Below are 23532 nucleotides of genomic sequence, written 5' to 3'. Positions count from 1 at the left end.
CCCGGGTTGCCCAACCCGTAAGTTGGACACGTGGCACTCCCCAACCTGACCCGCGAACAAGCCGTCGAGCGCGCCTCCCTGATCACCGTCGCCAGCTATCAAATCGATCTCGATCTCACCGACTCCCACGGCGGTCCCGGCGAACGGACCTTCCGCTCGGTCACCACGGTGGTGTTCGACGCGCTCGCCGGCGCCGACACGGTCATCGACATCGCCGCCGACACGGTGCGCGCCGCCACGCTCAACGGCCGCGACCTCGACGTCTCCGGATACGACGAATCGACCGGCATCGCCTTGCGCGGGCTGGCCGACCGCAACGTCGTCGTGGTCGACGCGGACTGCCGCTACTCCAACACCGGCGAGGGTCTGCATCGGTTCGTCGACCCGGTCGACGACGAGACCTACCTGTACTCGCAATTCGAGACCGCCGACGCCAAGCGCATGTTCGCCTGCTTCGACCAGCCCGATCTCAAGGCGACCTTCGACATGCGGGTGACCGCACCGAAGCACTGGAAGGTGATCTCCAACGGCGCGACGGTGTCGGTGAACGACGGCCTGCACACCTTTGCCACCACCCCGCGGATGAGCACCTATCTGGTTGCCCTGATCGCCGGCCCGTACGCCGAGTGGAAGGACGCCTACACCGACGAACACGGCGAAATACCGCTGGGCATCTACTGCCGGGCGTCGCTGGCGCCACACATGGATGCCGAGCGGCTTTTCACCCAGACCAAGCAGGGATTTGGCTTCTACCACAAGAACTTTGGCTTGCCCTACGCCTTCGGGAAATACGATCAGCTGTTCGTCCCCGAGTTCAACGCCGGCGCAATGGAAAACGCGGGCGCGGTGACCTTCCTGGAGGACTACGTCTTCCGCAGCAAGGTCACCCGGGCGTCCTACGAGCGGCGCGCCGAGACCGTGCTGCATGAGATGGCGCACATGTGGTTCGGGGACCTGGTCACCATGGCATGGTGGGACGACCTGTGGCTGAACGAGTCCTTCGCGACGTTCGCGTCGGTGCTATGCCAAAGCGAGGCAACCGAATTCACGGAGGCCTGGACGACGTTCGCCACGGTCGAGAAGTCGTGGGCCTACCGCCAGGACCAGTTGCCCTCGACCCATCCGATCGCCGCCGATATCCCGGACCTGGCCGCCGTCGAGGTGAACTTCGACGGCATCACCTACGCCAAGGGCGCTTCGGTGCTCAAGCAGCTCGTCGCCTACGTCGGGCTGGAGCACTTCCTGGCCGGGCTGCGCGACTACTTCCGCACCCACGCGTTCGGCAACGCCACGTTCGACGATCTGGTCGCCGCGTTGGAGAAAGCGTCGGGGCGCGACCTTTCCGACTGGGGTCAGCAGTGGCTGAAGACGACCGGGCTCAACACGCTGCGGCCCGATTTCGACGTCGACGGTGACGGCAGGTTCACCCGGTTCGCGGTGACCCAGAGCGGGGCCGCCCCGGGCGCGGGCGAGACCCGGGTGCACCGGCTGGCCATCGGCATCTACGACCTGGATGCTTCAGACGGGTCGGGAAAGCTGGTCCGGGTGCGCCGCGAAGAGCTCGACGTCGAGGGCCCGGTGACGGAAGTTCCTGCGCTGGTTGGTGTTTCGCGGGGCCAGCTGGTTCTGGTCAACGACGATGACCTGACGTATTGCTCGTTGCGGCTGGACGCCGAGTCGCTGCGCACCGCGCTGGGTCGCATCGCCGACATCGCCGAGCCGTTGCCGCGCTCGCTGGTCTGGTCGGCGGCCTGGGAGATGACGCGCGAGGCCGAACTGCGGGCCCGCGATTTCGTGGCCCTGGTAGCGGGCGGCGTGCACGCCGAAACCGAGGTCGGGGTGGCGCAGCGGCTGCTGCTTCAGGCGCAGACGGCGCTGGCGTCCTACGCCGAGCCGGGCTGGGCGCGCGAGCAGGGCTGGCCGCAGTTCGCCGACCGGTTGCTGGAATTGGCGCGCGCCGCGCAGCCCGGATCGGATCACCAGCTCGCCTTCGTCAACACGCTGTGCTCGTCGGTCCTGTCGACTCGCCATGTCGTGGCGCTGGCGGATTTGCTCGACCGCTCCCCCGCCGACCTGGGACTGCCGGGCCTCGAGATCGACACGGATCTGCGATGGCGGATCGTCACCGCGCTGGCCACCGCCGGCGAGATCGACGCCGAGGGACCGGCGACGCCGTTCATCGACGCCGAGGTTCAGCGCGACCCGACCGCCGCCGGCAAGCGGCACGGCGCCCAGGCCGCGACGGCGCGGCCCCAGCTGCAGGTCAAGGAGGCGGCGTGGACCACGGTGGTCGAGGACGACACCCTGGCCAACATCACCGCCCGCGCGATCATCGCGGGCATCGCCCCGCCGGCCCAGCATGAATTGCTCAAGCCGTTCACCACGCGGTATTTCGAGGCGATCTCCGGGGTCTGGGCGCGCCGATCCAGCGAAGTGGCCCAGACGGTGGTGATCGGCCTGTATCCGCACTGGGATATCAGCGAGGACGGCATCGCCGCGGCCGATGAATTCCTGTCCGACCCCGAGGTCCCGGCCGCGTTGCGGCGGCTGGTGCTCGAGGGCCAGGCCGGGGTGAAGCGTTCGCTGCGCGCGCGCCGTTTCGACGCCGCCGAGGCTTAGGCCGGGGAGATCCCCGCGCTCAGCACCCGGATCGCGCTGACCAGCCCGTCCACCAGATCGCCGCGCTCGAATGCCGAGGAGGCGGCGGCGACACCCAGCGGTGCGGCCGACTCGGCGCCGCGCCCGCGGACGGCGGACCCGTAGACCACCTCGATGACCCTCTGGTCGGGCGAGACGGCCAGCAGCACCGCATTGTCCGGCGTCGGCACGTCGGCCAGGATCTCGCGGGCCCGCGCGGCCGTGTCGCTGCCCAGGTCGCCCAGGTAGATCGCAAAGCGCGTCTTGGAGGACCGCGACCCGAATTTCAGAGCGTCGTCCACGGCCACGAGATCTTTGGTCGAAAACGGGAAATGCACCGAGAGTTCGCCGGGCTCGGTGACGCCGGAGATCCGTCCGCTGGTGGTGATCACCGAGCCGTACGGCAGCTCGGCGGGTTCCCTCGTCGCTACCTCACCACGTGCCACTGGCGCCACCTCCGACCGAGAATTCCGACGTGCCGTGCCCCCCATGCCCGCCGTGGGGGTGGCCGACCTCTTCACCGATGGCGGCCCACAGGATCGGCGGATGCGTCCACTTCTCGCCCAACTTGTAGGACGCCGGGTGCGGCCCCTTGCGGGACCAGATCAGCACCGACAGCGCGACCACCAGCAACAGCGGTATGCCGACGATGAACAGGTGAAGATGCATAGGACTCACGACGCAAACCGTATCCCACCACGCGATCCGCCGGCGCGACCGGACACCGGATTGGCGGTCAGGCGGCGCCTTCACCGAGGTATCGGGCCCAGGCCGGGTCCAGCTCCTTGACCGTCGACAACAGCCGCCAGTGCTGCCCCGTCGGCGGCATCGGCGCCCGGCGCAGCGCCCAGCCGAGCTCGCTGAGCAGCTTGTCGCCCTTGCGGTGGTTGCAGGTCGAGCAGCAGGCGACGCAGTTCTCCCAGGAATGATCGCCGCCGCGGCTGCGGGGCACCACGTGGTCGACGGTGTCCGCCTTCGCCCCGCAATAGGCGCAGCAGAACCGGTCGCGGTGCATCAGCGCGGCGCGGGTCATCGGGACGCGCGCCCGGTAGGGGACGCGGACGTACGACCGCAACTGAATCACCGACGGCACCACGATCGAGCTGGTCGCCGAGTGGATGACCGGGCCGGCCGGGTCGTGGTGCACCACGTCGGCCTTGCCGCAGATCACCATGACGATGGCGCGCCGCATCGGCAGCGCGGTCAGCGGTTCGTAGGTGGAATTCAGCAGCAGCACCCGCCGCCGACTCCAGATGGAAGCGCCCTCCGGGCGGGCGGGCGGATGGATCTCAACACTGTGCAGCGATGACACGGTTGTGGGCCCGGTTAACCCTGCCGCGGCCACCTGACTACTGCGGTGGCTGCGGCGTCTTTTGCCCTGCGCCATAGATCCTCCGCGAACAGTCCACCATGATTCGTCGCCAATCGCACCCCTATTGCAGGTGAAACGCCGTGTCCAGCCGGTGAACAGCGGGAGCGTGATCGGGCCGCCTCCGCTCGCCGCCGCGGCGATGCCCCACAATGGACGGCGATGGATGAGGTAGGACAGTCCTTCTACGACGCTGTCGGCGGTGCCGAGACTTTCCACGCGATCGTGTCGCGCTTTTACGCTCAGGTGCCCGAGGACGAGATTCTGAGCGAGCTGTATCCGCTGGACGACCTCGAGGGCGCCGAAGAGCGCTTGCGGATGTTCCTCGAGCAGTATTGGGGCGGCCCGCGCACCTATTCTGACCTGCGGGGACACCCCCGGCTGCGGATGCGGCACGTCCCGTTTCGGATCACTCCGCTGGCGCGCGACGCGTGGCTGCGCTGCATGCACACGGCCGTCGCCTCCATCGATTCGGCGACACTCGACGACGAGCATCGCCGCGAGTTGCTCAGCTATCTCGAGATGGCCGCCGACTCACTGGTCAACTCCTCGTTTTGAAGCCCAGCGAACCGAACGGAGCGGCATGAGCCCGGCAGCGTGGTGGTCGAGCGCGGTGTTTTATCAGGTGTATCCGAGGTCGTTCGCCGACAGCGACGGCGACGGCGTCGGCGACCTGGACGGGCTGACGGCCCGCCTGGATCACCTCGAGCGACTCGGCGTGGACGCGATCTGGCTCAACCCGGTCACGGTCTCCCCGATGGCCGACCACGGTTACGACGTCGCCGATCCGCGCGACATCGACCCGTTGTTCGGCGGGATGGCCGCCATCGAACGGCTGATCGCCGCGGCGCACCGGCGGGGCATGAAGATCACCATGGACGTGGTGCCCAACCACACCAGTTCGGCCCATCCGTGGTTTGCCGCGGCGCTGGCGGCCGGCCCGGGCGCCGACGCGCGGGAACGGTACTTCTTCCGCGACGGCCGCGGCGCCGACGGGGAGCTGCCGCCCAACAACTGGACCTCGGTCTTCGGCGGACCGGCGTGGACCCGAGTGGTCGAACCCGACGGCCATCCCGGCCAGTGGTATCTGCACCTGTTCGACACCGAGCAGCCGGACCTCAACTGGGAGCACCCGGACGTCTTCGACGATTTCGAGAAGACGCTGCGCTTCTGGCTGGAACGCGGCGTGGACGGATTTCGCATCGACGTCGCGCACGGCATGGCCAAGCCGGCCGGCCTGCCGGATTCGCCCGACCTCGAGTCCAAGGTGTTGCACCACACCGACGACGACCCGCGCTTCAACAACCCGAGCGTGCACGACATCCACCGCGACATCCGCAGGGTGATCAACGACTATCCCGGGGCGGTGACCGTCGGCGAGGTCTGGGTCACCGACAACGCCCGCTGGGCGGAGTACCTGCGGCCCGACGAACTGCACCTCGGGTTCAATTTCCGGCTGACGCGGATCGACTTCGACGGCGCCGCGATCCGTGACGCGATCCAGAACTCGCTGGCCGCCACCGCCCTGCAAGACGCCGTACCGACCTGGACGCTGTCCAACCACGACGTCGGCCGCGAGGTCACCCGCTACGGCGGCGGCGACCTGGGGCTGCGCCGGGCCCGCGCGATGGCGATGGTGATGCTCGCCCTGCCGGGCGCGGTGTTCATCTACAACGGCGAGGAACTGGGGCTGCCCGACGTCGAGCTGCCCGACGAGGTGCTGCAGGACCCGACGTGGGAGCGCTCGGGACACACCGAGCGCGGACGCGACAAATGCCGGGTGCCGATCCCGTGGTCGGGCGACGACCCCCCGTTCGCGTTCTCGTCGTGTGCCGACACCTGGTTGCCGATGCCGAGGCAATGGGCGGCGCTGACCGTCGAAAAGCAGAGCGCCGATCCCGACTCGACGCTGTCGTTCTTCCGGCGCGCGCTCGGATTGCGCAAGCGGCGAGTCGAATTCGACGGCGACGGTGTCGAGTGGCTCGACGCGTCCGGCGATGCGGTGACCTTCCGACGTCCCGGCGGCCTGGTGTGCGCGCTCAACAGCAGCGCACAACCCGTGCCCCTGCCGCCGGGGGAACTCATCCTGGCGAGCGCGCCGCTGCTCGACGGGAAACTCCCCCCGGACTCCGCGGCCTGGCTGGCGTAGCCGGCTCGGGGCTTACCGGCCCGGGACCCGGTGGGCGTTTCGCCGCGCACTGCTCTATATGTGGTGCATGACTTCCTACGCGTGGGCAGTGATCGGTGCCGGGCCGGCGGGCGTCGCCGCGGTGGGGCGGCTGCTCGATCACGGGATCGCGGCCGAAAGGATCGCCTGGGTCGATCCCGCCTTCGCCGGCGGCGACATCGGCCAAAAGTGGCGGTCGGTGTCGAGCAATACCCACGTGGGCCTCTTCCTCGAATACTTCAACGGCTCCAAGTCATTTCGATTCGAAGAGGCACCACCCATGCCGCTGCGGGAAATCGACCCCCGGGAAACCTGCGCCCTGGGGCTGGTGGCCGAACCGCTGGTGTGGATCACCGGGCATCTGCGTGAGCAGGTCGCCACGTTCACGACGTCCGCGACGGCGCTGTACCTGGAAAACCGGCGGTGGCGGATCGAGACCGAACACGACGACATCGTCTCCACAAACGTGATCCTGGCCGTCGGGGCGACCGCCAAGAAGCTTTACCACCCCGAGCTCGACGAAATTTTGGTGGAGGTCGCCCTCGATCCCGAGAAGCTCGCGCGGGAGCCGCTGCAGGGCGCGACGGTCGGCGTGTTCGGCTCATCGCACTCGTCCATGATCGTGCTGCCGAATTTGCTGCGCCATCCCGTCAAGCGGGTGATCAACTTCTACCGAAGCCCGCTGAAATACGCTGTGTACTTTGATGATTGGATCCTGTTCGACGACACCGGGCTGAAGGGCCAGGCGGCGGTGTGGGCGCGGGAAAACATCGACGGGGTGCTTCCGGAACGACTGGAGCGGTGCTGGGTGTCGAGCCCGGAGTTCTCCGGGCAGCTGGCCCGGTGCGACCGGGTGGTTTATACCGTGGGCTTCGAACGCCGACGATTGCCCGAGACACCGCAGTGGGGCCCGCTGGACTACAACCGCACCAACGGAATCCTCGCTCCCGGCCTGTTCGGGGTGGGCATCGCGTTTCCTCAGTACGCGCAAGACCCCTACGGGTACGGGCAATTCCGGGTGGGGCTGAAGAAATTCATGGACTATCTGGACGCCGTTCTGCCGCTGTGGCTGCGCTACGGGCCCTGATCTTCGGCGACCGCCGGAGCGCCGGCGGCCGCTTTAAACTCAGGCTGATTTCGTTCGTCTCCCCGGCGGGCCTTGAACTCAGCCCAGTAGCAGCGCGGGATCGCCGCGGCGGCGATACACCGAACCGAACCTCGCGTCCACACGCAGCCACGTCGGCGTGATGCGGACCCGGATCAGCTCTTCGGCGTCGACCGCATCGGGTGACTGCGGCAGGAAGCCCATCGCGGTCAGTGCGAACACGCAGCGCATCGGCAACCCCACGTGGACGTCGGCGGCGCTCACCTGAATGACCTCCTGGTCGAGCAGGGAAACCGGCGGGCCGTGAGAGCTGCTGTGCTCCTTGGCAAGTCGCGCGCCGCTTTGCGCCAGGCCGAGCACCACCCTGGCCGGGATGTCCTCGATGTGAGTGAATCCGGATTCCGGCGGCAACGCGCCCCGCCACGCCGAGTCCATCGCGAAGCCGGGATCGACGTAGCCGGAGTCGTCCATAGCGGACAGGCCGCGCGCCAGCGCGTCCGCGCCCACGGACAGATCCCCGGGCCGGACCTCGCCTGCCACCACCCTGCTGGCCAGCACGTCGAAACCCGTTGCGACCCAGGCGGTCAGAAGCCCCTCGGATCGGGTCCGCAAGCGGATGATCGCCGCCTCATCGAGTCGCAGCGCGCGGTCGAGGAACGCGGCCAGGTCCCTGCGGTGCTCGGCCCTGGATTGCGCGCCCAGCCACAGGCCGCGGTCGGCTACCTGATCCACCGCTGCAGGTACTCCCGATGCTGTGGCGAAAGCCGCACCAGCCGCTCCTCCTCGATGTGGACGGCGGCCAGTTGCGACTCGGCGATGACGGCGGGCTTCGAGTCCGGATCCGCGCTGACCGAACGGACTTCGTAGCCCAGCGTGAAGTCGACCGCCCGCAACCGCTTGGTCCACATCGTCACCTGCAGCGGCGAATCGACCAGCCGAAGCTGACCCTTGTAGATCACCTTGACCTCGGCGATGAGCAACCCGATCGTCAAGATGTCCACCTCGAATGCCTCGCGCAGGAACTGGACCCGCGCCTCTTCGAGGATCGTGACCATGGTGGCGTGGTTGATGTGCTGGTACATGTCGATGTCCGACCAGCGCACCAGCACGGGCGCGACGAAGCCGATGCTCAACTCGATGAACCTCTTCCGCTCGTGCGGGTCATGCGACGGATTTGTCGCGCGGCGACGGACAGCGTCGCGAGATCCTTGTCCCCGCTTTCCTGGATCTCGATCAGTGTCCGGCGGGCCCGCTCGACCCTGGAGGCGGACAGGTGTTCCCACTCGGCGATCTTCTCTTCACCGCTTTCGTCGGGCTCCCCCACGGCGAGCACATCGAAGCACAGCGAGCGCAGCGAGGCGTAGATGTCGTCACGGATTGCCAAGCGCGCCAACGAATGCCAGCGGTCCCTTCGTGGCAGCTCGGACACCGCGGTCAGCAGGCCGTCGGTGCCGAGCCGGTCCATCAGGGCGAAATAGGTGTCCGCGACCTCGGCGGCGTCGATGTCGTTGATGTCGCCGATATCGATGATGTCGAGCAGGCTGAAGTGGTAGAGGCCGGCGGCGACCGTGTAGGCCAGGTCTTCGGGTGCGCCCTGGGAGGCGAATTCCGCGGCTTCCTTCTCCACGATGGCCTTGTCGTCACCGCGCAGCCATTCCGACATGCGCGGCGTCAGCGCCTTCACCTTGGCGGCGAACCGGTTGATCTCGGCGCCGACCGCCAAGGGCTGCGGACGGTAGTTGAGCAGCCAGCGTCCGGCGCGGTCGATCAGCCGCCGGGTGTCCAGTGTGAGCCGATCCGACAGGGCGACCGGCAGATTCGCCGCGCGGATGCGCCGCCAGATCTCCCCCACGCCGAAGATGGCGTCGGTGGCGACGTAGGTGCGCACCGCGTCGACCGATCCGACGCCGACGTCCTCGACGATCCGGAAGGCGTAGCTGATGCCGGCGGCGTCCACCAGGTCGTTGATCAGCATGGTGGTGACGATCTCGCGGCGCAGCTGGTGCGTGCGGATCTCCGGAGTGAACCGTTCCCGCAACGGTTTCGGAAAGTACAGGGGTAACCGGGAGGCGAACACGTCCTGTTCGGTCAGTTCGGTTTCGAGCATCTCCTCTTTGAGCCCCAGCTTCACGTGCGCCATCAGGGTGCACATCTCCGGTGAGGTGAGCCCGATGCCGGCGTCGGACCGGCGCTGGATCTCCTTTTCCGAGGGCAGCGCTTCCAGCTCCCGGTTGATGCCGCGCTCGTCCACCAGGTACTGGATCAGCCTGGCGTGCACCGGAAGCAGGCTGGCCGCGTTCGCGCGGCTGGTGCCGATCAGGTCGTTCTGGTCCTCGTTGTCGGTGAGCACCAGTTGGGCGACCTCATCGGTCATCGACTCCAGCAGCGGTTTGCGTTCCTCCGGCTTGACCTTGCCGGCGGTGATCAGGGAGTCGATCAAGATCTTGATGTTGACCTCGTGGTCGGAGCAGTCCACGCCGGCCGAGTTGTCCATCGCGTCGGTGTTGATCCGGCCGCCGGCAAGATCGAATTCGACGCGGCCCAACGCCGTCACCCCGAGGTTGCCGCCCTCGCCGATCACCTTGGCGCGCACCGCAGAACCGTTGACGCGCACCGGATCGTTGGCGCGGTCACCGACGTCGGAATCCGATTCGGACTCGGCCTTGATGTAGGTGCCGATCCCGCCGTTGAACAGCAGATCCACCGGCGCCTGCAGGATCGCCTTAATCAGGTTGGGCGGGGTCATTTCGGTGACCTCACCGCCGATGCCCAACGCGTCGCGGACCTGGGGGCTGACCGGAATGGACTTGTGCTCCCGGCTGTACACCCCGCCGCCCTCGCTGATCAGCGACTTGTCGTAGTCGTCCCAGCTGGACCGCGGCAGGTCGAACATCCGCTGGCGTTCGTCCCACGAGGCCGCGGTGTCGGGGTCCGGGTCGAGGAAGATGTGCCGGTGGTCGAAGGCGGCGAGCAGCCGGATGTGCTTGCTCAGCAGCATGCCGTTGCCGAAGACGTCGCCGCTCATGTCGCCGATGCCGACCACGGTGAAGTCCTCGGTCTGGGTGTCGACGTCCATCTCCCGGAAGTGCCGTTTGACCGCCTCCCACGCCCCCTTGGCGGTGATGCCCATGGCCTTGTGGTCGTAGCCGACCGACCCGCCGGACGCGAACGCGTCGCCCAGCCAGAAGCCGTAGGACTTGGCGACGTCGTTGGCGATGTCGGAGAACGTGGCGGTGCCCTTGTCCGCGGCCACCACCAGGTAGGCGTCGTCGCCGTCGCGGCGGATGACTTCCGTTGGCGGGCTGACCTTTCCGGTCGCGTGGTCGACGTTGTCGGTGACGTCGAGCAGGCCGGAGATGAACAGCTGATAGCAGGCGACGCCCTCGGCGCGGGTGGCGTCCCGATCGGCGGCGGCGTCCCCGGTGGGCAGGGGCGGCCGCTTGAGGACGAACCCGCCCTTGGCCCCGACCGGCACGATGACGGCGTTCTTGACCGCTTGCGCCTTGACCAGACCCAGGATTTCGGTGCGGAAGTCGTCTCGACGGTCCGACCAGCGCAGGCCGCCGCGGGCCACCGGGCCGAACCTCAGGTGCACGCCTTCGACCCGCGGTGAATAGACGAAGATCTCGTACCTGGGGCGCGGCAGCGGCAGCTCGTCGACCAGCTGGGCGTCCAGCTTGATGGCCAGCACGTCGCGGACCCGGGCCGAACCCTCGCGTGTCACAAAGTAATTGGTCCGCAGCGTGGCCTGCACCAGCGACGCGAAGGCGCGCAGGATGCGGTCGGTGTCCAGACCCACCAGCGCGTCGATGTCGGCGGCGACCGCGGCGGCGGCCGCCTGCGCGTCACGACCCGTAGCGGCACTCGACGGGTCGGGGTCGAACAGCGCCTCGAAGAGCGCGACCAGCGACCGCGCGGTCGAGGGGTGTTCGTTGAGCACCGATTCGATGTAGGACTGGCTGTAGGGGAAGTTGGCCTGCCGCAAGTACTTTGCGTAGGCGCGCAAGAGCACGACCTGTTGCCATCGCAGCCCCGCGCGCATCACCAGTTCGTTGAAGCGGTCGATCTCGAGGCGTCCCTGCCAGATCGCGGTGACGGCGTCGGCGAATCGCTCGGCCATCGCGTCGCGCTCGGCTTGCGTCGACGCCAACCTGATGGTCGGGTGCGGGGAAATCTTGAACTGATAGATCCACACCGGCAGCCCGTCCGACCGGGTGACGGTGAACGGCCGCTCCTCGAGCACCACCACGCCCATGCTCTGCAGCATCGGCAGCAGCTGGCTCAGCGAGGCGGTGCGCCCGCCCAGGAACCAGGTCAGCTGGGCGGATCCGTCCTCGCCTTCCAGGAACACCAGCTTGACCGAATCGTCGTGCAGCTCTTTGATGATCCCGATCTGTTCGATGGCATCGGCCGGCGTGACGGCCTGCTTGTAGACCTCGGGAAACGCGTCGGCGTAGTACTCCGCGTCCGCGTGCCCGACGGAGCCTTCGGCGGCGGCGGCGATCATCCGGTCGGTCCAGGTGCGCGCCGCCTCGCTCAGCAACCCCTGGATGCGGATCCGGTTGTCCTCGGAGACGTCGACGTGGATGGCGCCGGGGTCATCGGAGGGCAGGCGGACCATGAAATGCATGAGCGCCCACGGTGATTCGCTGACCCTCGCGGTGAATTCCAGTCGCGTGCCGCCGAATTCGTGGACCAGGATGTCTTCGATCTGCAGCCGCACCGCCGTGGTGTAGCGGTCGCGGGGCAGATACACCAGGCAGGAAACGAAGTACTGCAGGCTGTCGGCGCGCAGGAACAACAACGCGTTGCGCTGCGGGCCGAGATCCACCACCGCTTTGGCCATCGCCAACAACCGTTCGGCGCTCAGCGTGAACAGTTCCGAGCGGGGAACGGTTTGGATGACGTCGAGCAGCAGCTGGCCGGGGTGGATCGGGTCGCTGTCGGCCATCGCGAGCGCGTCGCGGACCCGCCGCGAGATCGTGGGGATCTCCAGGACGTCGGCGTTCATGGCGGCGACCGTGAACAGCCCGACGAAGCGGTGCTCGAGCACGCCGCCGTCGGCGTATTCGCGGACCGCGATGGCGTACGGGTAGGCGCCGTACCGCAGGTAGCTGCCCACCACGGATTGCGCCAGGACCAGCAGCCGGTCGTCGTCGGTCAGCCGGGGGCGGGAGCCGGTGCGGGTGCGCAGCACGCCGAGGCCGGGGGTCCCGTCGCCGGACACCCGCCCGTCGTGCACGTGGCAGCGTTGATAGCCCAGCAGCAGGAAGTTGCCGTTGCCCAGCCAGCGCAGCAGCGCCGCGACGTCGTCGCGGTCCGGCGCCGAGAAGCGATCGTCGGGGTTGGATTCGACCTGTGCGGCCAGATCGGTCAGGGCGGCGATCAACGCCGACGCGTCGCTGGCGACCTGTTGCACATCGGCCAGAACGCGGGGCAGCAGCCGTTCGACCTCGGTGAGTCCCTTGCTGTCGACGGTCGGCAGGAGCTGCACGTGTATCCACGCCTCGCCGGCGTATTGCGACGCGCCCTGGGGCTTCGCTTCGACGCTGAGCAGGTCGCCGGCGGGGTTGCGGCGCACGTCGAACACCGGCGTCATGATCGCCGTGTACGGAACGCCGAGCCGGTGCAGCAGCACGGTCACCGAATCCATCAGCATGCCGCCGTGGTCGGTGACGACCTGCAGCGCCGGCCCGAACCCGGCGGGGTCCTCCGCGGGGTAGACGGCGACTCGGCTCTCGCCGTCGGGACGGTGCTGGCCGAGCCGGTAGTGCGCGCTCAGCATGGCCGGGGTGACGATCGCCGCCGGGACGGTCAGGTCGATGGGCCTGGTCTCGGCGCCCCCGGACTGGTCGTTATGCGGACCGCGATAGCTCTCCACATAGGCTTTCGAGATCCACTTGGGAATGTCCTGCTGCTGGGTGAAGGTCGTCCATGGCTTGAGATCCTGTTTGGCTCCGGGATCGATCGTCATGCCGACTGCTCCCAACTGGCGACGGTTGTCAATGCGCTCAAACGCCCCGGTCCCGCGCGGCGGGGGCAGAGCCGACACTAGTCGCGCGTCAGCTTGCGGTGGGTCACTCTGTGCGGCCGGGCGGCCTCGGCGCCGAGCCGTTCGACCTTGTTTTCCTCGTATGCACCGAAGTTGCCCTCGAACCAGAACCACTTGGCCTCGTTGTCGTCGTCACCCTCCCACGCCAGGATGTGCGTGCAGGTGCGGTCCAGGAACCACCGGTCATGCGAAATCACCACCGCGCAGCCGGGAAATTGCTCGAGGGCGTTCTCCAGGGAGCTCAGGGTTTCGACGTCGAGGTCGTTGGTGGGCTCGTCGAGCAGGATGAGGTTGCCGCCCTGCTTGAGCGTCAGCGCGAGGTTGAGCCGGTTGCGCTCGCCGCCCGAAAGCACACCGGCCGGCTTCTGCTGGTCTGGGCCCTTGAACCCGAACGCCGAGACGTAGGCGCGCGACGGCACCTCGGTCTGGCCGACGACGATGTGATCCAGGCCGTCGGAGACGACTTCCCAGACGTTCTTTTTGGGATCGATGCCGGCGCGGGTCTGGTCGACGTAGCTCAGCTTGACCGTCTCGCCGACCTTGACCGTGCCGCTGTCCGGCTGCTCGAGTCCGACGATGGTCTTGAACAGCGTCGTCTTACCGACACCGTTGGGGCCGATGACCCCGACGATGCCGTTGCGCGGCAGGGTGAACGACAGGTCCTTGATGAGGGTGCGGCCGCCGTAACCCTTGTCGAGATGGTCGACCTCGACCACCACGTTGCCCAGCCGCGGACCGACCGGGATCTGGATCTCCTCGAAGTCGAGCTTGCGCGTCTTCTCGGCCTCGGCGGCCATCTCCTCGTAGCGCTGCAGCCGCGCCTTGCTCTTGGCCTGGCGCGCCTTGGCCCCGGAGCGCACCCAGGCCAACTCCTCGGTCAACCGCTTCTGCAGCTTGGCGTCCTTGCGCCCCTGCACCGCCAGCCGTTCGGCCTTCTTCTCCAGGTACGTGGAGTAGTTGCCCTCGTACGGGTAGGCGCGGCCGCGGTCCAGTTCCAGGATCCATTCGGCGACGTTGTCCAGGAAGTACCGGTCGTGCGTGACCGCCAGGATCGCGCCCGCATACGAGGCGAGGTGCTGCTCGAGCCACTGCACGCTCTCGGCGTCCAGGTGGTTGGTGGGCTCGTCGAGGAGCAGCAGGTCGGGCTTGGACAGGAGCAGCTTGCACAGCGCCACCCGGCGGCGCTCACCACCGGAGAGCTTGGTCACCGGCTCGTCGGGCGGCGGGCAGCGCAGCGCGTCCATGGCCTGCTCCAGCTGCGAATCGAGGTCCCACGCGTCGGCGTGGTCGAGCTCCTCCTGCAGCCTGCCCATCTCCTCCATCAACTCATCGGAGTAGTCGGTGGCCATTAATTCGGCGACCTCGTTGAAGCGGTCGAGCTTGACCTTGATCTCGCCCAGGCCCTCTTCGACGTTGCCGCGAACGGTCTTCTCCTCGTTCAGCGGCGGCTCCTGCAGCAGGATGCCGACGGTCGCGTCGTTGGCCAAGAAGGCGTCACCGTTGTTCGGCTTGTCCAGGCCCGCCATGATCCGCAAGACGCTCGACTTGCCGGCGCCGTTGGGCCCAACGACACCGATCTTGGCGCCTGGATAGAAGCTCAACGTGACGTCGTCCAGGATCACCTTGTCGCCGTGCGCCTTGCGGACCTTTTTCATCGTGTAGATGAACTCAGCCATGCCGCGGTTGTGCCTTTCTGGTTGCGAGTGATCTCGCGGACCATCCTAGGCATCGCCCGGCGGGCCCGGGCCCGCAGCTAAGCCGACAGCGACAGCGGTGCTGCGTCGTCGGACTCGTCGCCACCGTCGGCACCGGCGCCCTCACCCGCGGTGTCGGCCGCAACCGCCGGCGTTGCGTTGGCGTCGGCGGGAGTCGGACCGGTGTAGCCCGGCCGCTCGATGCGCACGATCGCGCGGGACACGTCCGGCCCGACGGAGGTCGCCCGCATCTCCAGTGACGAGCGGCGGTTGCCGTCGCGGTCCTCATACTCGCTGGTGTAGACGTGGCCCACCACGATCACCGGTGCGCCCTTGCCCAACGCGGCCCCCACGCCGGTGACCAACTTGCCCCAGCAATTGACGTTGATGAACAGCGAGTTGCCGGCCTCCCAGCCGCCGTCAGCCGTGCGCCGGCGCGAATTGCTGGCCACGCGGAACTTGATGACCTCCTGGGTGCCGACCTGCCGACGCTCCGGGTTGTTGACGATATGGCCCACGACGGTAAGCGGTGTTTCGAACATTGGCTGATCCCTTCTCGATTGCTTGCTGTGACTCGATGGCCACCAGTAAGCGCGGCGGTACCGACGGGTCGGCGGCGCGACGGGCGCCGGCCCACCGGTCCTGTGGAAGGAACCGGGACTGTGGATCGATCCGCCCGCATGATGCGAACGCGGGCATGCGGACCAGGCTGAGCGGTACCACACCTAGTCGGTTGCGGACTCCTCGCGCGGCTTGTCACGCGCCGGTCCCGACCGCTCGCGCTGCGCCAGCCGGCTCAGCATCGCGTTGTAGGCCGCCAGCTCGGCGTCATCGTCGCGGTCGGCGGCGCGGTCCAATCGTTTGGCGGTGCGACGGTCGCTGCGTGCCCACTGCACCAGCAGCGCCAGCATCACGATCACCAGCGGGAATTCGCCCGCCGACCAGGCGATACCGCCGCCCAGCCGCTGGTCACCCAGCAGATCGGTGTGCCAGCTCAGACCCAGTGAGCGGTAGTAGTCGGCGCCGAGCACCTTCTTGGTGCCCATCAGCACCACCCCGAAGAACGCGTGCAGCGGCAACGAGGCGAACACCACAGCCACCTTGGCCAGCGGCGGGATCGGTCGCGGCGTCGGGTCCACGCCGATCACCACCCAATAGAACAGGTAGCCGCTCAACAGGAAGTGCAGGTTCATCGCCAAGTGCCCGGCGTGACTGCTCGCGGTGATGTCGAAAAGGTCGGACAGATACAGCCCGTAGAACCCGGCGACGAACAGCACGGTGGCCACCACCGGGTGGGTGAGGAACCGCGAGAAGCGGCTGTGCAGCGCGGCCAACAGCCACTCCCGCATGCCCGGCGGATCGTCCCGCCCGGCCGCGGGCAGCGCCCGCAACGCCAGGGTGACCGGAGCCCCCAGCGCCAACAGGATCGGCACCAGCATCGACAGGCACATGTGGACCACCATGTGCATGCTGAACATCGCCGGCATGTAGCGGCCGACACCCGACGACGTCACGAACAGCAACGCCAGGCAGCCGAGCAGCCAGGAAGAGCTCCGGCCCGGCGGCCACTTGTCGCCGCGCCGGCGCAGCCGCACCAGCCCCGCCACATACAGCGCCGCCAAGACGATGGCCGTGGTGCCGAAGATCAGGTCGAAGCGCCAATGGAAAAGAATGCGCGCCACGGTCGGGGGCCCGTCGAAGTCGTAGCCGATCTCGGCTTCGGCAACCGAGGGCAGCCGGGCCGGCGGGGGCGGCGGCGCGGTGCGGCTCAGCCCGACGGCAATACCGAACGTGAGGCCGAACAGCGCCGCCTCGATCAGCGCCAGCCTCGCCAGCGCGGCGCGTGCCCGCGGCGGGCCCGGATCTGCCTGCAGCCCAGCCACACTCACGCGCCGCTGGCGCCAGCCGACGCCGCCCAACAGGCACAGCGCGACGAACTTGGCGACCACCAGGCGCCCATAATCGGTGGTGAGCAGGTCGCCCGGCTGGACGCGCACCAGGGCGTTGACCAGTCCGCTCAAGGCCATCGCCACCCAACACCACAGCGCGATCGACGAGAAGCGCCGCGCCGCCAGGCCCGTGTGAGCGCCGCCGCGCAGGGCGTGGGCGAGCAGGGCGAGCAGGCCGCCGGCCCACAGGCTGGCGGCGACCAGGTGGATCAGCAGGCCGTTGGTGGCCAGGTCGTGCGAACCGCCGGCCGACGAATGCCCGGTCAGGCCGAGCGGGATCAGCGTCAGCACCGACGCGGCGAGCAACACCGGGGTCCAGGACCAGCGCAGCACCGGCAGGCTCGCCACCGTGATCGCGGCGGCCAGGATTGCGGTCCAGCGCCAGGCCGAGGCGGTGGCGATCAGACCCGCCAACGACCAGATCCGCGCCGGGCTGATGTCGACGACCGCGTGACCGGACACGTCGGAGATGGTCAGCGGGACCAGCAGCGCGGCACACACCGCCCACACACCCGACGCCACCGTCCCCAGTCGAAGCGCTCGGTAGCCGTCGGCGTCGAGGACGCCGCTGCGTTGCGGCGGCACCAGGAAGGCGGCGAACAGAAACGACCCGACCGCGAGCACCGCGCCGATCTCCCCTGCCGCCCGAACGAACGGCAACCCCAAGGTGGTCACCGGACCCGGGTCGGGCAGACCCGTCGCGGTCAACACGCTTGCCAGCGAGAGCGTCCCGATGCCGGCGGCCGTGCAGCCCGCCAGCACAGCCACGCCGCCCAGCACCGGCCACACCAACGCGCGGCGCTGGGATGAGGCCGCGGTCGGGGCGTTGCCGGCCGGCGGGGCGACGGTCATGCACCCAGGGTATGGGCGGGCGGGCCGGCTACAGAGTTTGGCTGTCCAGCCGGTCCTGACGCGCCTTGAACTCGCGGGCCACGAACTGATCCCGCGCGATCCGTCCGACGTAGTTGGAGTCCCGCAGGATGTCGCGCAGTTCGTGCAGGAAGGCCACTCGTCTTTCGGCCAGGTCCGGGGCGGCGGCGATCAGGTCCTGATCGTCGACGACCTGGCGCGCGGTGGCGAACAGCAGCGTCGACACCGATTCGCTGCTGCGGATCCGGGTCTGCGCCACGTATTGCCGCCCGACGCCCAGCGCCAAGTCGGTCAGTTCCCGGTGCCCGATGTCCGCCGGGGCGTCGCGCAGCACGTCGGCGACGATCTCGTAGGCCTCGAAGAACACCCGCAACATCGCGTCGGCCATCAGCGGACGCTTGGCGAACAGCAGCCCTTCGATCTCCTCGCCGCCGGCGGCGACGTGGTCTTCCCAATTGTCGTGCCACGCCATCTCTTCGGCGATGTGGTCCCGGAAGGTCGCCGAGTCCGCGAAATAGAAGTCGAACTTCAGCAGATCGCGCAACCGCATCGCCTGCGCCCAGAACGCCGCCATGCGGTCGCCCTCGGCGTGCCTGGCGTGTGCGAGCGCGAGCTCGACGATCGAGGTCTCCAGGAAGGCGTGGATCACGGAGTTGCGGTAGAACGCCGCGGCGTGCTGCTCTTCGGACGCGATGTGCCACACCGGCTCCCGGCCGCCGTCGACCCGGGTGATGGGGTGCCCGTTGGAGAGCGCGTCGACGGCCGCACGGACGCCGTCGTGCGAGCGCAGCCGCAATGCGCTGGTCGACATCGGATTCTGTTTGCGTTCCAGATAGTCCAGCGAGTCCTGCAGCGTGTGGTGCAGCTGGTCCAACGTCAACGCCGCGCCGCGCGTGGTCAGCAGCAGGGCGCACACCAGACCCGTCGCCGTCACCGGTGTGGCCTGCAGTATCCGCCACGCGACTTCGAACGACATCTTCTGCAGCGCAAGCCGTTTGGCATCCGGGTCCTGCGACAGCGGGCCGTGCGGGGCGCCGAGGTACTGGCGCATCGACACGGCTTCGGGGAACCGGACGTAGATCTTGCCGTAGTTGCGTTCGCCCTGCGCCCTGATGAAGTTGTACAACCAGCCGACACCCTCGGGTGTCTTCTCCCCGCCGCGGGCGTAGGCGGCGTACTCGGCGGTCTCGTGCAGCTGATCGAAGCTGATCGAAACCGGTTGCAGCAGAATGTCTTCGCTGCGACCGTCCAGGTAAGCGTCGGCGACGTAGGCCAGCAGACCGAGCTTGGGCGGCAGCATCTTTCCGGTGCGCGAACGGGTGCCCTCGATGGACCAGCTCAGGTTGAACCGCTTTTCGACGATGTAGCCGACGTATTCGCGCAGCACGTACTTGTAGAGCTGGTTGTTGCCGATGTTGCGGCGGATGAAGATGACACCGGAACGCCGCAGCAGCGGGCCCATCGCGCCGAACGACAGGTTGATGCCGGCGAACACGTGCACCGGCGGTAACCGGTTCTCCTGCATGGCCACCGGCACCACGGCGCCGTCGATGTAGGAACGGTGGGAAAACAACAGCACCGCCGGGTGGGCGTCCAGACCGGTGCGCATCGCGGCAACCTGGTACGCGTCATAGTCGATCTCGGGATCGAACCCGCGGCTGATCATCCTGCCGAGCACCGAGACCAGGTCGACCGACGCCCTGCTCCACCCGGTGGCGAGTTCGTCGAGCATCTTTCCGGCCTCGTCGACGGTTGCGCCCGGGATCTTGGCCAGGCCGGCGCGAAACCGGCTGGACGCCAAGATCTCCGGCTTCACCAGCCGCGGCGATTTGTACTGCGGCCCGAGGATTCGGTACTCGACGCGCTCCATCGCCAAGATGGCGCGGCGGATCACGAATTGGGCGAAGTCGCTCTTGTCGTCGCCGACGGTGGTGTCACGCCACTGCCGGCGGAGTTCGGAGACGGTGGCCGATTCGCCGGCCACCACCCGCGCCCGCTGGGGAGCGCTGCGCAGGATCTGTGTTTGCAGGCGCTGGTTGGGGTGGTAGGGATCCCGGCCGGGCAGCAGCCCGGCCAGCCTCGCGAGCCGCCCGCGATCCGGCGGGGGCAGCCAGAACACCCGCACCGGCACGATCGAACGGCCTTCTCCGGACTCGAGCTGCTCGGCCAGGGATGTCATCGCTTCCGGCGGCGCGTCGAGCGCGGGAAGTGGGACCAGGTCGAATTTCGCGCCCGGGTGGCCGGCACGTTGTTGGTCCAGCCACGTCGTGACCAGTTCCATCTCGAGCGGAGAGGCCATCGACGCCAAGACCAGCGAGTCGGTTCCGGCAAGGATGGCGCTGGTATCTGCCGCCGGTTCGGTCACGGATGCCCTCGGGGCGGCGATTCCGGTGATTCGGCGCCGACGGTTCCGCCCGCGGCGGGCTGTTGTACCTCACCGTCCTTGAGCGCAACCTCGGATGCGTTCGGATTCGCCTTGGGCGCAGCCTTTTTCGCGCGGGGCTTGCTCGCCGACTTCGCTGGGGCCTTTTTCGCCGCGGCCTTCTTGGCGGTGGTTTTGGTGGCCCGGCTGCGGGCTTTGGTGGCCGCCTTCTTCTCGGCGTACAGGTCGACCTCGGGCAGTTCGCCGACGGGCCAGTGGGCGAGCGTGTCCAAATACAGCTGGCGGACCTCGGCGATGCGCTCGGTAAGCGTGTCAACTGTCCAGTCCTGCACCGAGATCGGAGGAAAGACCGCGACGTCGACGGTGCCCGGATTGATGATGGCCGAGTTCCTGGCGGCAACGAGCTCGGCGTTGCGGATCACGATCGGGACGATCGGGATGCCCGCGGCCATCGCGAGTCGGAACGGCCCCTTCTTGAACGGGCCGACCTCGGTGGTGTCGAGCCGGGTGCCCTCCGGAGCCATCAGAATGGAAAGGCCGTTCTTGGCTCGCTCTTCGACCGTGCGCATCGTCTCGAGCGCCGAGGCCGAATCGTCGCGGTCGATGAACACTCCGTCCAACGCCTTACCGAGCAGGGCCATGATCGGGTTCTTCTGCAGTTCCTTCTTGGCTACGGCCACCCAGTTGTCGTTCACCAGCGCGCCGGCGATGACCGGGTCAACCTGGTTGCGGTGGTTGTAGATAAAGACGGCCGGACGTTGCGCGGTCAGATTCTCTTTGCCGACGACATTGAGATGCACTCCGGTGGTCGCGAGCACCGTTTGGGAGAACACGGAGGTGAAGAAGTTGGCGCCGCGGCGCCGGCTCCCGGTCAGCACACCCATTGCCACCGCGCCGGCCCCGACTGGGACGATCGAGCCGAGGCCGGCAAGCGTGCGCACCTGCCGCCGCAAACCCACCGGACCGCGGCTGCTGAACCGCAGGATCGGCCAGCCGCGGCGCTTGGCCACCGCGGCCATCTTGCCTTCGGGATTCGTCGGCCGCGGATTGCCGACCAGATACATCAGCGCGACGTCCTCGTCACCGTCGGCGTAGAAGTAGCTGTCCTTGAGATCGATGTCGTGCTCGGCGGCAAAGCGTTGCACCGCAGCGGCTTTGCCCGGGCCCCACAGGATCGGCTTCTCAACGCCACCGGTGAGTATGCCGTCTTCGGTGGTCTCGAATTTGTTGGTCAGCGTGTTGGGGATGCCGAGGAACCGCGCGACCGGATTGACCTGAATGGTCAGCGCCGACGAGCTGAGCACCACGGTGTGGCCGCGGGCCATGTGGGCGCGCACCAGCTCGCGCATCTCCGGGTAGATCCGCGACTCGATGCGCTGGACGAACAACCGCTCGCCGATCTCGTCCAGGTCGTCGAGCAGCCGACCCGCCAGCGCCGCGGCGGCCTTGCCGATGAGGTCCTCGAACTCGATGCGCCCCAGCGTGTGGCTCAGCCCGGCCTGCACCATGCCGAGCAACTCCCCCACACCCATGTCACGGCGCAGCAGCCGCTCCTGGGTCAGGATGACCGCGGTGAACCCGGCGACCAGGGTGCCGTCCAGGTCGAAGAACGCACCGATTTTCGCGCCGGCCGGGCTGGCCATGATCTCGGCCACCGAGCCGGGCAGCCGCATGTCCGCCCCGCTTTCTGGGGTGTCGTCGGCCCGTTCTTTGGACGCGCTCATGAGCCCGACGCCGATCGAGACGACACGGCGGACTCGGTGAACGAGGCGGGTACCGCGCGCGTCGGAGGATCACCGGCCAGCGCCAGGATTTCGTCGAAGCCGTCGAGCAGGCACTGGGCGAACAGCGCGTCGTTGCGCACCGAGGCCCTGTCGTAGCGCACGGTGATGGTGCACCACCCGCCACGCGAGATCAGCACCACCATCATCGCCACGCCCGGCAGCGGTCCGATACCGTACTGCCGCAAGACTTTTGCGCCAGCGAGGTAGGTGTCTCCCGGAAAGACCGGGAGATTGCTGGCCTGCACGTCCGAGCCGATCACCGAGCCGGTGAGTCCTTCCAGCACGGCTGTGGGCAAGACGCTGAGCACCGGGGCAAAAGAACCGATGATGTTCATCGCGGGCTCGTCGCGACGCTGGGTCATCTGCGCGCGGATCTTCTTCATCCGGGAGACCGGGTCGACGGTGCCGATCGGCGCGGCCAGGTTGACACCGGTGAACCGGTTGCCGCCGGCGTTGTCCGCTTCGGCCCGAAGGTTGACCGGCACCGCCATCGGCAGCGTGCTGATCGGCACGCCGAACGCCTCGTGGTAGCGGCGCAAGGCTCCGCACAACCCGGCGAGATAGGCGTCGTTGATCGATCCGCCGCCGGCTTTGGCGGCCTTGTGCAGGTCGGACAGCGGGATGTCGATCGCTTCGCTGCGGGTGGTCAGGCTGCGGCGGCGCAGCAGCGGCGACGGCTCGGCGGCCCGGTTGAGCACCCGCATGCCCGACATGGCGTACCCGACGATTCCCGAGACGGTGGCCGTCGGTTCCAGCACCACTCGCCCGGCCGCCGACACCGCCCCGGACAGCGCGGCCAGGACGCCGCCGACCACGGCGAGCGGCAGGTGGTTAATGCCTTGGCGCATCAGGTCATTCGACGTCAGGTCCTGCGGGATGGGCAGCGGCAGCGTCGGCTTGGCGGGCGGGTCGCGCTCGAGGTCATAGATTTCGGCGAACATCTGGACCCCGCCGACACCGTCGGTGACGGCGTGGCTGACATGCAGCAGGGTCGCCGCCTTCCCGTCGGCCAAGCCCTCGACCAAGGTGGCCGTCCACAGCGGCCGGGAGATGTCCATCGGTGACTGCAGGGTGACCTCGGCGAGGTCGAACACGTCACGCAGCGTGCCGGGTTCGGACACGCGCACCCGGCGCACATGGAAATCCAGGTTGAAATCGGGATCGACTACCCAGCGCGGCGCCGCCGTCGGCAAGGTCGGCACGACCACCTTTTGCCGGAGGCGCAGCACCCGTCGGGAGGCGTTTTCGAAGCGGGCCCGGAACTGCTGCCAGTCCGGGGTGGTGTCCAACAGCTCCAGCGCCATGATCCCCGAGCGGGTGCGAGGATTCGCTTCGCCCCGATGCATGAGGTAGTCGACCGGCCCAAGCTCGTCGGACAATTTGATCGCCTCGACGGACTCAGTCATGGCCATCAACTCGACGAACCAACCTTGTCACCGTCGATCACGCCTCCCGCCTTGCACCCGCGAACCCTGATGGTCACCACAACGCTAGTCGGGTTACCCCGCTGGTGAAAGCAGCG

At 68.0% G+C, this 23532-nt stretch carries 16 protein-coding genes; 4 read left to right on the top strand and 12 right to left on the bottom strand.

Going from position 1 to position 23532, the window contains the following annotated elements; genetic code table 11:
- The first annotated feature begins 30 nt into the window (after positions 1 to 30).
- Complete coding sequence (pepN, locus tag AC0KS4_RS05645) at positions 31 to 2619, top strand: aminopeptidase N (RefSeq protein WP_238957514.1); 2589 nt, start codon at positions 31 to 33, stop codon at positions 2617 to 2619.
- Here pepN and AC0KS4_RS05640 read toward each other — a convergent pair.
- From AC0KS4_RS05640 to AC0KS4_RS05630, 3 genes are all read right to left on the bottom strand, one after another.
- On the bottom strand, positions 2616 to 3083 hold the full coding sequence (locus tag AC0KS4_RS05640; RefSeq protein WP_225327086.1) for a DUF5130 domain-containing protein: 468 nt from the start codon (positions 3081 to 3083) through the stop codon (positions 2616 to 2618). The genes pepN and AC0KS4_RS05640 overlap by 4 nt on opposite strands.
- On the bottom strand, positions 3070 to 3306 hold the full coding sequence (gene ctaJ / locus AC0KS4_RS05635) for an aa3-type cytochrome oxidase subunit CtaJ (protein ID WP_225327169.1): 237 nt from the start codon (positions 3304 to 3306) through the stop codon (positions 3070 to 3072). The genes AC0KS4_RS05640 and ctaJ overlap by 14 nt, the downstream gene beginning before the upstream one ends.
- 67 nt (positions 3307 to 3373) lie before the next feature.
- Positions 3374 to 4024 (bottom strand): HNH endonuclease, encoded by a 651-nt coding sequence (locus AC0KS4_RS05630; RefSeq protein WP_238957513.1) that lies wholly within the window; start codon positions 4022 to 4024, stop codon positions 3374 to 3376.
- Between the two features lie 144 nt (positions 4025 to 4168).
- Between AC0KS4_RS05630 and AC0KS4_RS05625 the strand changes: the two genes are divergently transcribed.
- The 3 genes from AC0KS4_RS05625 to AC0KS4_RS05615 all read left to right on the top strand — a co-directional run bounded on the left by AC0KS4_RS05625 (position 4169) and on the right by AC0KS4_RS05615 (position 7260).
- Positions 4169 to 4564: a globin gene (locus tag AC0KS4_RS05625; RefSeq protein ID WP_225327084.1), complete on the top strand. Its 396-nt coding sequence runs from the start codon at positions 4169 to 4171 to the stop codon at positions 4562 to 4564.
- A gap of 25 nt (positions 4565 to 4589) precedes the next feature.
- The gene (locus AC0KS4_RS05620; protein ID WP_238957512.1) at positions 4590 to 6155 is read left to right on the top strand and encodes a glycoside hydrolase family 13 protein; all 1566 of its coding nucleotides are present in this window, start codon (positions 4590 to 4592) and stop codon (positions 6153 to 6155) included.
- Between the two features lie 88 nt (positions 6156 to 6243).
- Positions 6244 to 7260 carry an FAD/NAD(P)-binding protein gene (locus AC0KS4_RS05615; RefSeq protein ID WP_238958005.1) on the top strand — a complete coding sequence of 339 codons (1017 nt, stop codon included), beginning with the start codon at positions 6244 to 6246 and terminating at the stop codon, positions 7258 to 7260.
- 78 nt (positions 7261 to 7338) lie between these two features.
- Here AC0KS4_RS05615 and AC0KS4_RS05610 read toward each other — a convergent pair whose 3' ends face one another.
- From AC0KS4_RS05610 to AC0KS4_RS05570, 9 genes are all read right to left on the bottom strand, one after another.
- Positions 7339 to 8010 (bottom strand): DUF8010 domain-containing protein, encoded by a 672-nt coding sequence (locus AC0KS4_RS05610; RefSeq protein ID WP_238957511.1) that lies wholly within the window; start codon positions 8008 to 8010, stop codon positions 7339 to 7341.
- On the bottom strand, positions 7998 to 8411 hold the full coding sequence (locus AC0KS4_RS05605; protein WP_238957510.1) for an acyl-CoA thioesterase: 414 nt from the start codon (positions 8409 to 8411) through the stop codon (positions 7998 to 8000). Before AC0KS4_RS05605 ends, AC0KS4_RS05610 begins: the two co-directional genes overlap by 13 nt.
- Entirely contained in the window at positions 8408 to 13252 is a 4845-nt protein-coding gene (locus AC0KS4_RS05600) for an NAD-glutamate dehydrogenase (protein WP_238957509.1), read from the bottom strand. Before AC0KS4_RS05600 ends, AC0KS4_RS05605 begins: the two co-directional genes overlap by 4 nt.
- A 77-nt stretch (positions 13253 to 13329) precedes the next feature.
- Positions 13330 to 15006 (bottom strand): energy-dependent translational throttle protein EttA, encoded by a 1677-nt coding sequence (ettA, locus tag AC0KS4_RS05595; RefSeq protein WP_225327079.1) that lies wholly within the window; start codon positions 15004 to 15006, stop codon positions 13330 to 13332.
- Between the two features lie 77 nt (positions 15007 to 15083).
- Positions 15084 to 15566 carry a single-stranded DNA-binding protein gene (locus AC0KS4_RS05590; RefSeq protein WP_238957508.1) on the bottom strand — a complete coding sequence of 161 codons (483 nt, stop codon included), beginning with the start codon at positions 15564 to 15566 and terminating at the stop codon, positions 15084 to 15086.
- A gap of 183 nt (positions 15567 to 15749) precedes the next feature.
- Positions 15750 to 17825: a bifunctional copper resistance protein CopD/cytochrome c oxidase assembly protein gene (locus tag AC0KS4_RS05585; protein WP_238957507.1), complete on the bottom strand. Its 2076-nt coding sequence runs from the start codon at positions 17823 to 17825 to the stop codon at positions 15750 to 15752.
- A gap of 28 nt (positions 17826 to 17853) precedes the next feature.
- Positions 17854 to 20208: a glycerol-3-phosphate 1-O-acyltransferase gene (locus AC0KS4_RS05580; protein ID WP_238957506.1), complete on the bottom strand. Its 2355-nt coding sequence runs from the start codon at positions 20206 to 20208 to the stop codon at positions 17854 to 17856.
- Positions 20205 to 21950, bottom strand: a complete 1746-nt coding sequence (locus AC0KS4_RS05575; protein WP_238957505.1) for an HAD-IB family hydrolase/lysophospholipid acyltransferase family protein — start codon at positions 21948 to 21950, stop codon at positions 20205 to 20207. Before AC0KS4_RS05575 ends, AC0KS4_RS05580 begins: the two co-directional genes overlap by 4 nt.
- Positions 21947 to 23416 (bottom strand): WS/DGAT/MGAT family O-acyltransferase, encoded by a 1470-nt coding sequence (locus AC0KS4_RS05570; protein ID WP_238957504.1) that lies wholly within the window; start codon positions 23414 to 23416, stop codon positions 21947 to 21949. Before AC0KS4_RS05570 ends, AC0KS4_RS05575 begins: the two co-directional genes overlap by 4 nt.
- Positions 23417 to 23532 lie beyond the last annotated feature (116 nt).

The sequence above is a fragment of the Mycobacterium sp. NTMscope_MAC_12 genome (assembly GCF_976985675.1).
Note: the sequence above shows the minus strand (reverse complement) of the source record. Positions and strands in the feature narration are given on the sequence as shown.